This is a genomic window from Rhodococcus sp. T2V (assembly GCF_029269925.1).
Taxonomy (GTDB): Bacteria; Actinomycetota; Actinomycetes; order Mycobacteriales; family Mycobacteriaceae; genus Rhodococcus_F; species Rhodococcus_F koreensis.
In genome coordinates this window covers 1-16,630 of record NZ_JARJBD010000090.1, presented here as the reverse complement: position 1 = coordinate 16,630, position 16,630 = coordinate 1, and the positions used below count along the sequence as shown (strand labels likewise).

Sequence of the window (16,630 nt, the reverse complement as noted above, 5' to 3'; positions counted from 1 at the left end):
AATCGCCCGGGAGCGGTGGTGCACGAGTCACGTCAGACGCATACGAACCGCTTCGAAACGAACACCCGAAGAGTGCAACGGCAATTGCAGTAGCACGTCTTGAAGCAAGTTCCCAACTATTACGATGGCGTTAGCTCGTCAGTGATCAACCACAGATTTCGAGGAGAAGAGGGCGCGCATGGCCACGAAGTCCAAGTCGGCGGGTCCTGCGACCTTCGAGGAATTGCTCACCGAGATTCGTCAGCGCGAGGGCAAGTTGTCGCCGTCGCACAAGAAGCTCGCCGAGCGGGTGATGTCCGACCCCGAGGCGGTGGCGTTCATGACCATCTCGGAGCTCGCGGCCGCGGTCGGCGTCAACGAGGCCACCGTCGTACGGTTCGCGACGGGACTGGGACTCAAGGGATACCCCGGGCTGACGCGCCTGTGCCGCGAACGCCTCCAGGAGCAGGCGCAGCTGCTGCGTCGGTTCGACAACCTCGAGCACATGGCTGCGGAGGGAGCAGGACTGCTGGAACAGACCGTCGCGCTCGACCAGGCCAACATAGCCCGCACGTTCGCCCGGATCGAGGGTTCCACCTGGGATTCAGCGGTCGAGCATCTCGCCCGCGCGCCGCGTGTGCACGTCATGGGGTTGCGCAAGTGCCACGCGCCGGCGTATCTGCTCGGATACTTGCTGCGCATGCTGCGCGAGGACGTGGAGACAGTCAACGCCAGCGTCGGTTCGCTGACCGACGACCTGCGTCGGGTCCGCGAGGGCGACTGCTTCGTGGCGATGTCCATCCACCGCTACAGCGTCGATACCGTCCGGGCCGCCGAGTGGGCGCGGCACAGTGGCGCACACGTCATCGCGTTCACCGACAATGCCAGCTCTCCGCTTGCCGCGTCGGCGAACGACACCTTCTACATCGACGCGTCGAGCGCCTCGGTGTTGCGGTCGATGACAGCGTTCACGTCGCTGGCGCAGGCCATGTCCGGCGGCGTCGCACAGCTTCTCGGACACCGGGTGCGCGAAACCCTCCTCGAGGAGGAGAAGCTCTTGAGCAGCTTCAGCGTGTACGTCACCGATGCCGCGACAGGCAAGCACCACTAGCCGATCCACGCCCGGTCCGCACACAGGAGAGTGGGGTGCACCCCGATCGGGTGCACCCCACTCTCTTTGTGCGCGAGGGCTACTGCCGGCGGGTTTCGGCCAACGTGGTGTTGCTGTTGCCGGCGGGAACGGTGGTGCGTCGCTGATGAATCAGGCCCGCAGCGACGGCCAGCGCGGTGACGATCGCGGTCAGCACCAAGGGCGTTCGAGTGGCGGGAGTGAACGCCATACCGGCGACGATGGCGACCAGGACGACGCCGACCACGTACGACAGGTACGGGAAACCCCACATCTTGACCGGGAGCGCAGCGTTCTCCTCCGCCGCCTTCTTGCGGCGACCGACGATCTGGGTGCCGCAGATGCACAGGTAGACCACCACGGCGACGGCGCCGGACGAGCTGAGCAGGAAGGTGAACACGGCGCCGGTCGGCAGGAAGTAGTTCGCGACGACCGCGAGAAAACCGGCGCTGGAGGCCGCGAGCACCGCCTTCACGGGAACTCCGGACTTGCCGGTCCGAGCGAGCACTCGGGGTCCTTCCCCGCGGCTTGCCAGCGAGAAGAGCATCCGGGAGGAGGAGTAGATGCCCGAGTTCAGGCAGGACAGCACCGCAGTGAGGACCACGAGGTTCATGATGGTGTGCGCGCCGGGCAGGCCGAGGAGGTTCAGCACGGCGGTGTACGGACTCTTGGTGACCTCGGCGGTGTCCCACGGCAGCAGAGTGACGACGACGAGGATGGAGCCGACGTAGAAGATCAGGATTCGCCAGGCGACGCTGCGCATGCTCTTGCGGACCGCCCTGACCGGATCCTTCGCCTCACCTGCGGCGATGGTGACCAGTTCGGTGCCGAAGTACGAGAAGAACACCGTCAGGGTGGCGATCAGCAGCGGGGTGAGACCGTTCGGGAACAATCCACCGTGCCCGAGCAGGTTCGAGGTGCCGGGAGAATCGAAGTGCGGCAGGACGCCGAGGATTGCGGCGACGCCGACACCGATGAACAGCACGATCGCCGTCACCTTGATCATCGCGAACCAGAATTCGAATCGCGCGAAGGACGTGACCGCCGCCAGATTCACCCCGGTCAGCGCCGTCATGAAGATCAGTGCGTACAACCAGGTGGGCACGGCGGGGATCAGTTGGTTCGCGATCGCGGCGCCGGCGACCGCCTCGAAGGCGACTGTCACGCACCAGTGATACGCGTAGAGCCACCCGACGGAAAGCCCGGCCCACGAACCGAGTTCGCGGGATGCGTAGGTCGAGAACGAACCGGTCTCGGGACTCGCGGTGGCCAGTTCGGCGAGCATCCGCATCACCAGGATGATGAGGAGCCCGGTGAACAGGTAGACCAGGACTATGCCCGGGCCTGCGGAGGAGATCGCCTTGCCGCTGCCGACGAACAGACCGGCACCGATGACGCCGCCGATGCCGATCATCGTGAGCTGACGAGTGTTGATGGAGTGCTCGAGAGTTTCCGAGCTGGAAATCGAGGTTGGCACGATGCCTTCTTCCGTGTAACGCGGATGTGACCCAGGTAACTGTGTGTCAGCCATGAAACACGTCATCGCCGCGGTATGCAAGTCAATTTGCACCCTGTCTACTAGATGCAATTTCAGGTCGCGTTCGCAGAAATGCGCCCCCACCAGCCCGAACACCGAACGGTCAGGTCGCGGATGACACACGAAATGAAGTTCGCCGCGAAGGCGATTGCCCGCGCCACGACCCGAATCACCAGGCGCCACAACGGGAGACGGGATCGCAACCGGCTTGTCACGCTGTAGAATTGCACTTTCACATCATCATGCAATTCTACTTGCATATACTCCGGCGATGCGGTTGTATGGATGACAGAAGCCCTTCCCGGAAGCACCGCGATCGGCAGCACCCCTGCGGCCACACCATCAGCGGGACAACGCATTACAACCAGATCGACGAGAAAGTGACGTGAGACGATGACGACCGTCCTGGCAACCCGTTCGGGTTCGACCGCGACCCTGGCCCTGAACCGCCCCGACCGCCTCAACGCGGTGAGCGAGGAGCTGTACCAGACGCTGATCGACGAGCTGGTCGCGGCGGATACCGATCCGGACGTGCGCGCGGTCGTGATCACCGGCACCGGCCGCGCGTTCTGTGTCGGCGCCGATTTGAAGGCCCACAAGTCCGGCACCCGCAGCCGGGAAGAGCAGGCCCACTACCTCGACCTCGGTCAGAGAGTCTGCGAGCAGATTCAGACGATGGACACCCCGGTGGTTGCCGCGGTCAACGGATACGCACTCGGTGCCGGCGCGGAAATGGCGGTCAGCGCCGACTTCCTCGTCGTCGCCGAGGACGCCCAGATGGGCTTTCCCGAGGTCGGCATCGGCACCTTCGTCGGCGGGGGCGTCACCAACCGGCTCCCGCGCCTCGTCGGACTGCGGCGGGCCACCGACATGCTGATCCTCGGCGAACGCTTCACCGGCGCCCAGGCGCTGGAGTGGGGACTGGCGCACTCGGCCGTCGTCGCGGACGAGCTACTGGACGCGGCGTATGCGCTCGCCGACACCCTTGCCGGGAAGGCCCCACTCTCGCTCGCCCGGATGAAGGCGGCGCTGCGGCGTAACGACCCCCTCGACATCGTCCTCGAGACCGAGCCGCAGGAGTTGCTGGCGCTGATGAGCACACAGGACTGGGCCGAAGGTGTGGCCGCATTCGCCGAGCGCCGCACCCCGATCTTCGAGGGAAAGTAGCGATGACAACGATGGCTCAGCCCTCCCCCGCCCCGGTCGCTCCTGCCCCGCCCGCCGGAACCCGCACTGCGCTCCAGCGCCTCTTCGATCCTCGCTCCATCGCGATCGTCGGCGCCTCGACCAGCCCGACCAAGCGCGGCTTCCAGGCCGTGCGCGCGCTGCAGCAGGCCGGGTACGAGCACCCGGTGTACCCGGTCAACCCGAATGCAACCGAGATCCTCGGACTCGAGGTCGTCCCCTCGATCGACGGACTGCCCTACGGCGTCGACGTCGCCCTCATCGCCCTGCCCGGCGCCGCCGTACCCGACGCCGTGCGCGAGTGCGCGGCGGTCGGCATCGCCGGAGCGGTGGTGCTGGCCAACGGATTCAAGGAAACCGGAGACTCCGGGGCCGACCTCGACGCCGACCTCGCGCGAGCGATCGCCGAGACCGGTGTGCGGGTGATCGGTCCCAACACCTCCGGGATGCTCAACGTCTCCACCGGCGCGAACCTGGTGGGCCTGCAGGACGTGCCCAAGGGCCCGATCAGCGTGGTCACCCAGAGCGGAAACATGCTGCTGTCCCTGGTCAACGACAACCGCGCTCTGAAAGGTCCCGGCTTCCACGCCTACGTCGGTCTCGGCAACCAGGCCGACGTCCGCTACGACGAATGTGTCACCGAACTCGCCCGCGACACCGGCACCGGTGCCGTCGCCATCCACTCGGAGGGTTTCGCGGACGGCCGGGCGTTCCTGGTCGCCGCGGCGAGCGCGGTGCGGGAGAAGCCGGTGGTGGTACTGCGCGGCGGCCGCTCCGAGGTCGGGCAGCGCACCGCGCTCTCTCATACCGGGTCGATCGCTGGTTCGGACGCTGTCGCCACCGCGGTGCTGCGCCAGGCCGGTGCGGAATTGGTAGACCGCTCGGACGAACTGGCCGTCGTGGCAGGAGCAATGTCCACCACCGCGCCGATCGCGTCCGGCCGCAAGGTTGCAATCCTGTCCGACGGCGGCGGCCACGCCACCCTGGCCGCCGACGCACTGACCGCGCGCGGAATCGAACTCGCGCAGATCGGTGACCGGACCCAGCGGGTCCTGCGTGATCTGCTCGGCGGGCCGGCGTCGGTGGTCAACCCCGTCGACGTGGCCGGGGCCACCGACGCCGATCCCGCGGTGTTCGCCGACGCGGTGGACGCCCTGATGCGCGACCCAGCGGTCGGATTGGTGCTGATCGTGGGACTGTACGGCGGTTATCACCTGCGGTTCGACGCCAGCCTGACAGACGTCGAGGACGCCACCGCCGACCGGCTCCTCGAGCTGACCACCGCCCACCGGGTTCCCCTGCTGGTGCAGAGTTGTTACGCCGGGGACACTGTCTCCAACCACGACCGCCTGCGCGCCGGTGGGGTCCCGGTGATCAGTTCCATCGATCACGCCGTCCGGGTGGTCGCCGCACTGGACCGGCGCGGACGACGCCTAGCCACCGCGTCACAACGTTCGCCCCTCACCCTGCCCGCCCCCGCACCTCGTGCTGCGGTGGGAACGGGAATTCTGGACGAGCCGACCGCCCGCGCCTTCGTCGAGGACGCCGGGATCGACATCGGCGGATGGACCTTCGCCCGCACCGTCGACGAGGTCGTCACCGCGGTCGTCGCATGTGGGCGGCCGTGTGCACTGAAAATCGTCTCGCCGCAGGTGATCCACAAGTCCGACGTCGGCGGCGTGAAACTGAACGTCGTCGGCGCCACCGCCGCGGAGAATGCACAGGCGATCATCGACGCGGTCACCGAGAACGTGCGCGGCGCGGTGATCGACGGCATCGTCGTCACCCCGATGGCCGATCAGGGCGTCGAACTCCTCGTCGGCGCCACCCACGACCCGATCTTCGGCCCGGTGGTGGCATTCGGCAGCGGTGGTGTGATGGTCGAAGCCCTCGAGGACGTCACCTTCCGCGCGGCGCCGTTCACCGAGATCGAAGCCCACGAAATGATCGACGAGACCATCGCCTCCCGCATGCTCGACGGCTACCGCCACCTTCCGGTGGTCGACCGGACGGCGCTGGCCAGGTTCCTCGTCCGCGTCGGTGACATCGTCGCAGCGCACCCGGAGATCAGCGAACTCGATCTCAACCCCGTCATCGCCTCGAACACCGGGATCGTCCCCGTGGACGTGCGGATCGTCCTGTCCGACACTCTTTCTGGAGCACACGCATGAGCGACCCCCTGCTGACCGACCGCACCGGCGACACCGTCGTCTGGACCCTCGACAACCCCGAGGCCCGGAATCCCATCTCCGAGGCCGACACCATCGACGCGCTCGAGGAGGCCGTCACCGCGGTCAACCGCGACCCCAGCGTGCGGGTGGCGATCCTCACCGGCGCCGGCTCCGCGTTCTCCTCCGGCGGCAACGTCAAACACATGCGCGACAAGGAAGGCATGTTCGGCGGGTCTCCCGCCGAACTCCGCCAAGGCTATCGGCACGGCATCCAGCGCATCCCGAAAGCGCTGTACCACTGCGAGATCCCGACGATCGCCGCCGTGAACGGGGCAGCCATCGGCGCCGGCTGCGACCTGGCAATGATGTGTGACCTGCGGATCGCCTCGACCACCGCGCAGTTCGCCGAAAGCTTCGTCAAGGTCGGCATCATTCCCGGCGACGGAGGCGCCTGGCTGCTGCCCCGTGCCATCGGCATGGCCCGGGCCAGTGAGATGGCCTTCACGGGTGAGGCGATCGACGCGCAGACCGCACTCGAGTGGGGCATGATCTCCGCGGTCACCGAGCCCGAGCACCTTCTGACCGCCGCACACGAACTCGCGTCCCGGGTGTCGGCAAACCCACCGCACGTGCTTCGGATGACCAAGCGGCTGCTGCGCGAAGGGCAGCACCAGAGCCTCGAGAGCATCCTCGAGCTGTCGGCGGCCATGCAGGCTGTTGCGCATCACACCGAAGACCACCACGAGGCTGTCGGGGCCATGCTCGAACGGCGAGCCCCGCAGTTCAGCGGCCGATGAACGCCCGTATCGACGAGACCACGGTCGCCGGACTGCGATGGGTGGTGGTGACGGGTGAACGCATCGCCGCGTTCACCCTGCTGGGTGAGTACGCCCGCGCCTCGATCACCACCGTGCAGAACCAGTTACCCGAACGCGAAGGCCTGCACGCCTTCACCCGCAGTGGTCGCGGACGACGCATCCTGGCCGACGTGGCGACGGCCACCGAACAGGCGTACCCGCACCTCACCGCCGAGCTGCGTGCGCTCGCGGCCGGCGCCACGCTGCCCTACGAGGATTTGCTGCTGGCCAATCTGCGCGGCGACCTCGGTGTCGACGACGGCACCGGTTGCACGGACCTCGCCTGGCGCGGCACATCGTCGTTCATCGCGCACAACGAGGACGGCGCCCCCGCCCTCGACGGACACTTCATGCTCCTGACCCTGCACATCGACGGTGACCTGCCGGTCACCGTGCAGTGGTATCCCGGGTTCCTGCCTTCCAACACACTCGCCGCCAACGCCGCCGGACTGGTGTGGGGCATCAACCACATCCAGGTCACCACTCCGATCGCCGCCCCCGGCCGCCATTTCGTCGCCCGCCGACTGCAGCAGTGCACCACCTTCACCGACGCCGTCGACTTTCTGCGCACCCACCCCAGCGCCGGCGGCTTCGCCTACACGATCGGCGATACCCACACCGGTCGCGCCGCCCTCGTCGAAACCGCCGCGGGGCGTCACGCCGTCCGTGAACTCTCATCCGACAGAGCATTCGAATGGCACACCAACCACATCCGGTTCATGCCCGACCCACCGGACCGGGCGCCGTCGGGAGCCGCCACCGCCAATCTCGGGCAGCGCGACGAAAGTCTTGCTCGGGGCAGGGTCCTCGAAAACATCACCCCGGCCGTCGAACCCGGCGTCGACTGGTTCGACCGAGTTCTGGCCGGATCCCCCGTTCCCACCGGCGTCCACCGCACCGCCGCGGGCGACGACCCCCTCGCCACCCTGTGCACCACCGTGACCAACCTGACCGACCGAACCATCTTCATCCGCAGCCGACACGACCGAACAGCGACACTCTCGCTGGCCGACTTCGTCGCGGGACCGCCCTCCGCTGAACGATCGGCGACCGAGTGACGTAACGCGCAGGACTTCGCCCGATGTAGCCGCTGCTACATTTTCCTGGTGACGAGTGAGGGAACCGGAGCGCGCTGGCTGACGGAACCCGCCGCCGACAGCGAACGGCCATGACCGGCGCCGCGTCACCGGCCGCGCGGTGGCGGATGTGGCCGCTGTACGCGGCCGGTTTCACCACGGCCTTCGGGGCGCATGCCGTCGCGGCGAACCTCGCCTTCGACCTCGAGGACCCGGCCGGCTCCCTCCTGTATCTCGGTCTGCTGCTGGCGCTGTACGACGGCGCCGAGGTAGTGCTCAAACCCGTGTTCGGGACACTCGCCGACCGGATCGGTGCCCGACCGGTCCTGCTCGGAGGCCTCATCGGATTCGCCGCGGCCTCCGCCCTGTTCGTCGTGGTGGGCGACTCGGACTGGCTGTGGTCGGCCCGGCTCGGGCAGGGCGCCGCCGCGTCCGCGTTCTCCCCGGCCGCGAGTGCGCTGGTCGCGCGGATGACGCCGAAAGCCGGGCACGGCACCGCATTCGGAACATACGGCTTCTACAAGAGCCTCGGCTACACACTCGGCCCACTGCTGGGCGGCGTGCTGGTGTGGCTCGGCGGCCTCACACTGCTGTTCGCGGTGATGACCGCCCTCGCGCTCACCATCGCGGCATGGGCGGCGCGCGTGGTGCCCGCGCTGCCACCCCTGCCGCGCGATCGACAGACCGTCCTGGACCTGGCACGCCGTCTGACGGATCGGGCGTTTCTCCGGCCCACCGTCGCACTCGCGTTCGCAACCTCGGCGCTGTCGGTGGGAGTGGGATTCCTGCCGGTCGCCGGTGCCGCCGCCGGGCTCGGCTCGGTCGCGACCGGCGCTGCCGTGTCCGTCCTCGCCGCCTGCGCCGCCCTCGTGCAGCCGCGAGCCGGGCGGGCACTGGACGCAGGTCGCATCTCGGCCGGCACCGGAACGGCTCTGGGCCTGCTGATCACCGCCACCGGACTCGGGTGTGCAATGCTCCCCGGCCTGCTCGGTGTGCTGCTCTCAGCAGTGGTCATCGGCACCGGGACGGGACTGATCACCCCGCTGGCTTTTGCGTCGCTGGCCGGCTCGACTCCCGACGAAAGGATGGGACAGACCATGGGTGCCGCCGAACTCGGACGCGAACTCGGCGACGCAGGAGGACCTCTACTCGTCGGAGGCGTCGCCGCGGTCGCCACACTCACCGCCGGGTTCGGCGCCATCGCCGCGCTCACCCTCGTCGTCGGCGCCGGGACCGCGGCCGCACCGCTCCGCCGCCATCTCGGCGTCGTCTCGCCGGACGACGAGTGACAGCAACGACAACAACTGGTCGGTCTCGGCTCAGCGATGGCCCAGATCGATTGAGACAAATGGCAATCGTCAGGTTTGGTTCGAGTTCAACTTGTGCTTGATGCAGAGCTGCTGGGCCAAAGCCCGTTTCCCGCCGTTGCCGCACCGTGGTGAGGCTGATCACCGGGGTGATCGGCGAGGGCTTCGACAGCGGCGGCCACGAAGAACGGCGGGAACGACAGCTTCATACCTATCGTCTCGGCGGTCCGCGAGCACCAGGCGACCATCGAGACCGAGATTGGTGACCTTCTTCCATAAGATCTTGGCGATATCTCCCGCAGATCGAGCTAGCGGCCGGATCAGTCGTGGAGGGCGAGCGGGTGGTCGTCCCCAAAACGCGGCGACGACTTCACATGCACGCATTTGTTCCTCCACCTCGATAGGTACTGCGGGTTGGACCCGGACCCGAAATTGCACGGCCCAGTGGGACACCTCGATTCGTCCCATTCGGACACGATGATGCGAAAAGTGTCGAACGTGTCGTCCGGGTGCACGTATTCGCCTTACCGGCGAGTCACGACGTCGAGGCCACCGTTTCCCGACGGCCCCAGTACCGGCCGGAACGTGGGAGCAGTGCGCCAGCTGTCGGTGATCTGTCCGACGATGCGGATGGTGAGTCCGACCGCCACCAGCAGATGTTCTCGTAGGCGTCTATTCCGCCTGCCGCGTACGTCGATGGATTCGTCACGCAGATATGCCGTCAGCTCCGCGCCGTCGAAATCCAACGCACAGCACAAATCAATCGCGCATTGCTGTGCATGGTGCATCGAAGCGCCCGGCAATACAGGTATCAGGTCTCCTTTGGGGCGAATTCACCTTCCCGCAGGAGGATTCGACCGTCTCGTGATGTCGAGAACCGAGCGTGGATTACGATCGTCATTGCGAGAGAGGGAAGACTGCACCCCGAACAACAGTCCACGCAGTTCCACGCGAGCGGCTGGCCGTACACCTACGCTTCCCCCATCAACGCAGCACGAATATGCGATCTGCTAGCCAGTGATCACGGAAGTTACGTGCGATACGACCTCACATTGGATGAACCGTGGGAGTCAGTAGCCGAACGGGCCCTGATGATTCGCGAAACCTCCCTTCGCCCCACCCGGGCTGGCGGCTCGCCGGCCGCTGTGCCGACCTCACACCACCGCAACGGCGAAACCGGCACACGTCACTTCGGCGAACCCGCGTCCTTCTGGCGGCGTCGATGAAACCGCTCACGCTGCTCATCGAGCAAGATCACACCACGGCGCCGGACGCGATGATCTTCACGAGCAATCAGCAGTCGCACCGAGGTGGTCCGTCGCTCGAGGTCCGCCGCGCACCTTGCCGCGTTCTCATCGTTGAGCAGGCACGCCGCTGCACGGTCGCAGCCGATCAGGATCTGCTCGTAGGTAAGCCGTATCGGCTCCTGTTCGTCGAGCCGCGACACCGCCAAGTCTTCAATCAGTTGTAGCGGAAGCCGCGCCAGCCGATAGTTCACGCGTAGGAGGGCCATGGATAGGGAGCCGAGTGTCACCCGCGGAATCGTAGGCTCGCCAAAGGCACTTGCACAGAGTCTTAGGTCCCGTTGATGTCCGTGCATTCCGGGGAGCGCTCATGCCGAGTTTGGCTGTCGTATCGATCACCATGCCACATCGAATCGACCTCGACGCTCACCGGCCAGGCGGGTCTCGGCGCCGATCACACTGAGCCCCAGACGGTCCCCCACGCGAAAGTCCCATCTCCAGGCCGAATGGAACACGCTGCAACGACTCGGTATTACGTCACTCGACCAGGAATGTCAGCGATTCACATTCTGGTTCGCCCCTCCATCCGGATCTCGCCACCCGGCGCATCGCGGAAAGTAGCGGTCGTGCCCTCGGACAGATGAACAACGAGTGCGAAGCCCGTCTCTCTGCGCAGGTCGCTGCTCGGCGTCCGCGTTACGCCACAGGCGGGTATTCGTTCGGCCCCGCATAACGCTTGACCAACTCAATCCCTGCGCACAGTGAGCCGATCCAGCACTGGCGGCGGTCAATGTCGGCGATCCCGTGTTTCACCGGAGGGTTTCGCGCGTTCTGAACATGGACAGTTGCCTAGTGGCGCTCCCGACAGCAATGCGGTACAAACGAAGCCCTGCAACTAGATTGCGATCCAAGTCACTCCTCATCATTACCGGAGGAGACAAACAAACCCCGCAGGCGGCCTGCCAATCAGACCCCGATTCTACCGCCGCCTGCATCGATCCCTTGCGAATGGAGCATGGAATGCATCCCTCGCTACCCATGAAACAGTGGAGACGCGGCGGTAAGGAACGCTTCACCCATCCAGACTGCGGTGCGGTTGCCTCATTTTCTTGTAGCCATGCCCGCCTGGATGGTCACCAACTCACTGGGCGCCACCGCAGCGATCGTCGCCGCGACATTCGCCGGCCTCATCGCGGCACCGGTGATGCTTCGACCCTCTCCATGATTCGCGCCCCACGCCCGGGTCGACCACATCCCGTCGACGTCCCAGAAATCGTAAAGGCTCGGTAGCCATATGCCCTGGACTGTTGTGGTCATCGCCGTCACGTTGATTGTGGTGGTCGCCTCCCTCAGCGCAGCGCTCGCCGCGGATGCGATGTCGCACCGTCACAGCAATGAACCCGAACAGTCAAGTATCAGTGAATTCAGGACTGCCCCCGCGCCGTCCATCAGGATCCACACTCCCCACTGGCGCCGCACCGCTGTGCAGGCGTGGACAATCTGTGGTGTCGCCTCGGTGATTGCGATTGCAATCGTTGGATTGCTGACGTCAGCTCGATGAGGGCAGGCCCTCATCGCGGTGCCAGCACTGGCACCGTGCCGCCTCTCGACCACCCGTAGATGCAAGCGCGTGCAGGCACCCTACGGCCAAAGGATCGCACCAGAATCACCAGAGACGCAAAAGACGACGGCGTCCCACAGCGGCGCCGGCGAACGAATCGATGCCCGACGCGTCTCGTCGGGACAACCCGAGCACAACAAACTGCCCGTCGTTGCAGCGCACGAGAGCCTGCACGACTCAGTCGCAACAACTATGACTGTGCCCCGTCACGCCCAACTCGGTGGCCACCGCCGACACCGACATCTCACCCACCTACTTCTGGGCGTCAGACAGGCCCACCACGGCTCCGGTGCCGTCGTGCGCCGGGGCCCCCGGGACCACGGCATCGCAAAACGGCCGCCAGATCGCCCCGTGGGCACGCGCAATCGCCGTCAGATTCACCTCGGCGTCCACCTGGATCGCGCCCTCGTTGTCGACCCACATATCCAAATCCCGGGTCAACGGCACCACATCGAACCATCGGCACCAGGTGGCGGCGCTGCGAACGACCTTCCACACCAGGCGGCGAGCCGTCATCGAGTACACCACCCATACCATTGGATAAGTTACTAACCAATAGTATGGTCCGGGTATGACATCGGTTGATGACGGACAGCGGTGGCCGCCCGTCGCGCATGAGGAGCATCCCTGGGTCAGTACCACCGGCGACTACGGATCTCGACGCGAACGTCGCCTCACCGCCGGCCCCTATCGCGCGGCGGTGCCGCCGTTCATCGCGAACCGGACCATCTCACTGAACGACGAACTGCAGGCACTGACGGAGGAAGCGGCGACCGAACTCACCCGCTTCGACGCCGAGGTCGGCCACATCACCGCCCCGTTCGCATCCATTCTGCTCCGCACCGAGAGTGCATCGAGCTCAGAGATCGAGAACCTCACCAGCGGGGCACGCCAGATCGCGCTGGCCGAACTCGGTGAGTACGCCTCCCGCAACGCCCGCCTGATCGTCGGAAACGTCCGGGCCATGCAGGCCGCATTGGAGTTGTCCGACCGCATCGACGCCGACGCGATCCTGCAGATGCACCGGGCACTGCTCGAACACGGCGATCCGAACATCGCCGGCCGATGGCGGCAACAGCAGGTCTGGATCGGCGGCGGAAACCTCGGCCCACACACCGCGCAATTCGTCCCCCCACACCATGACCGCGTTCCCGAACTGATCGACGACCTGATCGCCTTCGCCAACCGCGTCGACGTACCCGTGGTCGCCCAAATAGCGGTCGCACACGCACAGTTCGAAACCATCCACCCGTTCCCTGACGGCAACGGACGCGTCGGTCGCGCCCTGATTCAGGCGATGCTGCGCGGCGGACAGCTCACCCGCAGCGTCGCCGTCCCGGTGTCCGCAGGCCTCCTGCCCGACACCGCCACCTATTTCCAAGCCCTCGACGAGTACCGGTCGGGCAACCTCGAGCCGATCATGCTGTCGATCGCGGAAGCATCATTCGCCGCCATCGCCAACGGCCGCACCCTCGTTCGAGACCTGGAAACGGTTCGAGCCGACTGGCGCACCCGGGTGACGGCGCGACGAGACGCGGCGGTACACCGCCTCGCCGACCTCCTCCTTCGCCAACCGGCCGTCGATAGCAAACTCGTAACCTCCACGCTGCGGGTCACCGGCGCCAACGCGCAAATCGCTATCGACCGCCTGGTCGACGCCGGAATACTCACCCAGATCACCGACGGACGACGCAACCGGATCTGGCAAGCCAAGGACGTCGTCCATGTCCTCGACGAATTCGCCGCCCGCGCCAAACGCCGCCGAGGATGAATGCGGTGGGTTCTCACTCCCGACAGTGGAATCAGAGCACCGCCCCACTACTACGCCGATCCAATACACGATCCCCTGAGAGTGCGTCTCATGTGGAGGGCTTCTTGTAGCAGGTGAGTGCGGCGGCGAGGCGAGGAAGCCGGCAAAGTGTTCGCCATGGCGCTCGTAGCGGACGGTCATACGTCGGTGGCCGGTGAGCCAGGCAGATGGGGTCGGCCCCGCGGCGAGGTGTCTGGTGAGGCAGATCCTTTCCGCGCGGCCTCCCGCCGAACCGGACTTGATGGTTTCCCGATCATCCGGCTCTCCGGTAATGGATCCGAATACGCAGATCAGTAGCGCCGGTCGGGATGAGTGCTGCCACCGCCATGGGTGGACCTTTCTGGTGGGGCCGTGTGGTGGCAGCATCCCGAAGGTGACCAATGCCCCGGCGGGGTCGATCCCGAGTGCCTAGACTGCTACGGATGGCTCGAATTGTCTCCGAGACTCTCGACAACGGCCTACCCCTGCATCGGATTCGCGTCGATGGCACGCGGGCAACCACCATCCTGATCGCCTTCGACGCGGGCGCACGCGCCGAGCGGCGCGATGAGAATGGAATGGCACATTTCCTCGAGCACGTGGTGTTCAAGGGCGGCGAGAAATACGAAGATCACCGCACCATCAACCGCACCGCGGAGCACTTGGGCGCTCGGACGAACGCGGCGACTTCCCACGACCTCGTCGCGTTTCACATCACAGTTCGCGCGGAGGCGGCACCGCAGGCCATCGACCTGGTGACCGACTTCGTCGCCCGACCCCGGCTCGACGACAACCATCTCGACAAGGAGCGCGGCGTGGTCGCCCAGGAGATCGCCCGCTACCTCGACCAGCCCGCCTACGTCGCGAATCGAATGAGCGCTCTCGCAACTTTCGGCGACCACCCGCTCGGCCGTCCCGTCCTCGGCCGAGTAGAACACCTGCCCACCTTCACGCGTGCGGCGCTTCTGTCGTTCCGGCAACGCCGCTGGGCTGGGTGTCGCGGCAGCGCATTCATCGTTGGCAATACCGACCACGTCTCCGACGATGGCGAAACATCCGACCTGTTCGAACGGTTCCCCACGCTCGAAGAGCCGGAGCCCTACGAATCGGCACCCGATTTTCTGCCGCGGACGCTGGTCGAGCGGCGTGACACCAATCAGTCCCATTTGCGAATGAGTTACCGCCTCGACTACGACGTCACCGATGCCAAGGCACGGGCCGCGGCGAGGATCTGCGCGATCATTCTCGGCGGCTCACCGAGCTCCAGATTCAACGACGAGATCCGCGAACAGCGGGGGCTGTGCTACTCGATTTCGGCGGGCATCCGCGCGTGTGCCGACGTCGCGGTGCTGAACCTCGCCGCCGGCCTCGCGTCCGCGAATTGTGTCGAGGCATACACGCGAATGCGCGAGATCGTCGCCGAACTGTGTGCCCGGGGACCGACCGATGAGGAAGTCGCACGAGCACGCGCGGTCGCTGCCGGGCGTCGGGTGCTGGCGTTCGAGGACACCTACACGGTGGCGCTGCACGCGGCACACCAGGCGATCGTCCACCATGGCGATCTCGATCCGGACGCCCTCATCGCCGACCTGGACGCGGTCACCCTCGATGACGTACACGACATCGCCAGTGCCATCGATCAGGACAAGCCGTCCGTTGCCTGCCTCGGTCCGCACGACGCAGAGGAATTTTGAGCTGCGCGCAGTCATCGCGGCAGCGATCGCGCCCACACCGCCGAGGTACAGCACGGCGGCGCGAGCGTTGTCCACGCGCTTCTCGGATATGGAGTTGGGATAACGTCCGGTGTCGACGAGCAAGCAGGACCTTGCCCCGGCCAGATCGACGCGTTCACCCGGGTCTGGATCCGGCGAGCTTCACGAGGACGCGCAGGCGCGCCGGGCGTCGTACCAGGCGATCGTCCACCATGGCGAACCGACCCAACGACCGATGCGGACCCCGAACTTACCGAGGGGCTTACGTGACGGAGTTACCCGGCGCCGGGTGGACGGGGTCGATCCAGGGCACATGCTCGGGGTCGGGCACGCCCTCGATGTTCAGGTTTACCACCACCGGTTCCTGGCCGCTGCGCGCCACCACACACTCCAACGGCTCGTCGTCGAGGGCGTTGATCTCCTGGTGCGGCACGTAGGGTGGCACGAAGATGAACCCGCCGGGCCCGACCTCCGCGGTGTACTCCAAGCGCTCGCCCCACCGCATTGCGGCCCGACCGCGGACGACGTAGATCACGCTCTCCAGCTCACCGTGGTGGTGGGCGCCGGTGCGGGCGCCGGGACGGATCGTGACCGTGCCCGCCCAGATCTTGTCGGCGCCGGCTCGGTCGTGGGTGATGGCGGCGGCCCGGTGCATGCCCGGCGTCTGCGGTGTGTTGGGGTCGAGCGAATCGGGCGGGATAACTCGTACCCCGTTGCTGCGCCAGTCGGGGGTCTCGCTGTTCATGGCTTTCGGTCCTCCCTTCCGATCCTGCCGCGCCCCCGGCTCTGGAACAAGCCTTCACCTGATTCGACGGGCAGTCGCAACCCCGATGGGTTCCCGCACAGGCGTTGGCGTACGTGGATCGCCGCAGCCGAACTCGGCGGGGTGGTCCATCCGTGCCCGTTCGGGCAGGGTGGGGCGAGCCCGTTGCGGACATCCCGGTCATCGCGTCTGCGAGTGCGTGGATCTCGAACGCAACCCGCACATCGTCGACGCCGTCCTCACGGTCGCAGACCCGCATG

14 protein-coding genes are annotated in these 16,630 nt (G+C 66.3%); 8 read left to right on the top strand and 6 right to left on the bottom strand.

The window, feature by feature from the left end; all coding sequences use genetic code 11:
• Window positions 1–178 precede the first annotated feature (178 nt).
• Complete coding sequence (locus tag P3H15_RS42770; RefSeq protein WP_276142835.1) at window positions 179–1,090, top strand: MurR/RpiR family transcriptional regulator; 912 nt, start codon at window positions 179–181, stop codon at window positions 1,088–1,090.
• A 79-nt stretch (window positions 1,091–1,169) separates the two neighbouring features.
• Here the strand turns inward: P3H15_RS42770 and P3H15_RS42765 are convergent, their stop codons facing one another.
• A complete protein-coding gene (locus P3H15_RS42765; RefSeq protein WP_276142834.1) occupies window positions 1,170–2,585 on the bottom strand; it encodes an amino acid permease in 1,416 nt (471 codons plus the stop codon).
• Window positions 2,586–3,038: 453 nt separating this feature from the next.
• On the opposite strand from P3H15_RS42765, the gene P3H15_RS42760 reads away from it, so the two are divergent.
• From P3H15_RS42760 to P3H15_RS42740, 5 genes are all read left to right on the top strand, one after another.
• Window positions 3,039–3,812 carry an enoyl-CoA hydratase/isomerase family protein gene (locus P3H15_RS42760; RefSeq protein WP_276142833.1) on the top strand — a complete coding sequence of 258 codons (774 nt, stop codon included), beginning with the start codon at window positions 3,039–3,041 and terminating at the stop codon, window positions 3,810–3,812.
• A 2-nt stretch (window positions 3,813–3,814) separates the two neighbouring features.
• Window positions 3,815–6,001, top strand: coding sequence for an acetate--CoA ligase family protein (locus tag P3H15_RS42755; protein WP_276142832.1), 2,187 nt, complete (start codon window positions 3,815–3,817; stop codon window positions 5,999–6,001).
• A complete protein-coding gene (locus P3H15_RS42750; RefSeq protein WP_276142831.1) occupies window positions 5,998–6,798 on the top strand; it encodes a crotonase/enoyl-CoA hydratase family protein in 801 nt (266 codons plus the stop codon). Before P3H15_RS42755 ends, P3H15_RS42750 begins: the two co-directional genes overlap by 4 nt.
• On the top strand, window positions 6,795–7,916 hold the full coding sequence (locus tag P3H15_RS42745) for a C45 family peptidase (protein WP_276142829.1): 1,122 nt from the start codon (window positions 6,795–6,797) through the stop codon (window positions 7,914–7,916). Before P3H15_RS42750 ends, P3H15_RS42745 begins: the two co-directional genes overlap by 4 nt.
• A gap of 110 nt (window positions 7,917–8,026) precedes the next feature.
• Window positions 8,027–9,223 (top strand): MFS transporter, encoded by a 1,197-nt coding sequence (locus tag P3H15_RS42740; RefSeq protein ID WP_276142828.1) that lies wholly within the window; start codon window positions 8,027–8,029, stop codon window positions 9,221–9,223.
• Window positions 9,224–9,765: 542 nt separating this feature from the next.
• Here P3H15_RS42740 and P3H15_RS42735 read toward each other — a convergent pair.
• The 4 genes from P3H15_RS42735 to P3H15_RS42720 form a co-directional block, all read right to left on the bottom strand.
• The gene (locus P3H15_RS42735; protein ID WP_276142827.1) at window positions 9,766–9,891 is read right to left on the bottom strand and encodes a hypothetical protein; all 126 of its coding nucleotides are present in this window, start codon (window positions 9,889–9,891) and stop codon (window positions 9,766–9,768) included.
• Between the two features lie 536 nt (window positions 9,892–10,427).
• Window positions 10,428–10,775, bottom strand: coding sequence for a hypothetical protein (locus tag P3H15_RS42730; RefSeq protein ID WP_276142826.1), 348 nt, complete (start codon window positions 10,773–10,775; stop codon window positions 10,428–10,430).
• An 811-nt stretch (window positions 10,776–11,586) separates the two neighbouring features.
• Window positions 11,587–11,802 (bottom strand): hypothetical protein, encoded by a 216-nt coding sequence (locus P3H15_RS42725; protein ID WP_276142825.1) that lies wholly within the window; start codon window positions 11,800–11,802, stop codon window positions 11,587–11,589.
• 556 nt (window positions 11,803–12,358) lie between these two features.
• Entirely contained in the window at window positions 12,359–12,634 is a 276-nt protein-coding gene (locus tag P3H15_RS42720) for a hypothetical protein (protein ID WP_276142824.1), read from the bottom strand.
• Window positions 12,635–12,677: 43 nt separating this feature from the next.
• Between P3H15_RS42720 and P3H15_RS42715 the strand changes: the two genes are divergently transcribed.
• Together P3H15_RS42715 and P3H15_RS42710 are read left to right on the top strand one after the other, a co-directional pair.
• Window positions 12,678–13,877, top strand: a complete 1,200-nt coding sequence (locus tag P3H15_RS42715) for a Fic family protein (protein ID WP_276142823.1) — start codon at window positions 12,678–12,680, stop codon at window positions 13,875–13,877.
• A gap of 461 nt (window positions 13,878–14,338) precedes the next feature.
• Window positions 14,339–15,589 carry a pitrilysin family protein gene (locus tag P3H15_RS42710; protein WP_276142822.1) on the top strand — a complete coding sequence of 417 codons (1,251 nt, stop codon included), beginning with the start codon at window positions 14,339–14,341 and terminating at the stop codon, window positions 15,587–15,589.
• Window positions 15,590–15,869: 280 nt separating this feature from the next.
• Here the strand turns inward: P3H15_RS42710 and P3H15_RS42705 are convergent, their stop codons facing one another.
• On the bottom strand, window positions 15,870–16,352 hold the full coding sequence (locus P3H15_RS42705; RefSeq protein ID WP_072943200.1) for a cupin domain-containing protein: 483 nt from the start codon (window positions 16,350–16,352) through the stop codon (window positions 15,870–15,872).
• Window positions 16,353–16,630: the final 278 nt, after the last annotated feature.

Excerpts from the sequence above, each read along its gene's own strand:
- P3H15_RS42770 (WP_276142835.1), top strand. The coding sequence starts at position 179 with ATGGCCACGAAGTCCAAGTCGGCGGGTCCTGCGACCTTCGAGGAATTG.
- P3H15_RS42760 (WP_276142833.1), top strand. The coding sequence starts at position 3,039 with ATGACGACCGTCCTGGCAACCCGTTCGGGTTCGACCGCGACCCTGGCC.
- P3H15_RS42755 (WP_276142832.1), top strand. The coding sequence starts at position 3,815 with ATGACAACGATGGCTCAGCCCTCCCCCGCCCCGGTCGCTCCTGCCCCG.
- P3H15_RS42750 (WP_276142831.1), top strand. The coding sequence starts at position 5,998 with ATGAGCGACCCCCTGCTGACCGACCGCACCGGCGACACCGTCGTCTGG.
- P3H15_RS42745 (WP_276142829.1), top strand. The coding sequence starts at position 6,795 with ATGAACGCCCGTATCGACGAGACCACGGTCGCCGGACTGCGATGGGTG.
- P3H15_RS42740 (WP_276142828.1), top strand. The coding sequence starts at position 8,027 with ATGACCGGCGCCGCGTCACCGGCCGCGCGGTGGCGGATGTGGCCGCTG.
- P3H15_RS42725 (WP_276142825.1), bottom strand. The coding sequence starts at position 11,802 with ATGACCACAACAGTCCAGGGCATATGGCTACCGAGCCTTTACGATTTC.
- P3H15_RS42715 (WP_276142823.1), top strand. The coding sequence starts at position 12,678 with ATGACATCGGTTGATGACGGACAGCGGTGGCCGCCCGTCGCGCATGAG.
- P3H15_RS42710 (WP_276142822.1), top strand. The coding sequence starts at position 14,339 with ATGGCTCGAATTGTCTCCGAGACTCTCGACAACGGCCTACCCCTGCAT.
- P3H15_RS42705 (WP_072943200.1), bottom strand. The coding sequence starts at position 16,352 with ATGAACAGCGAGACCCCCGACTGGCGCAGCAACGGGGTACGAGTTATC.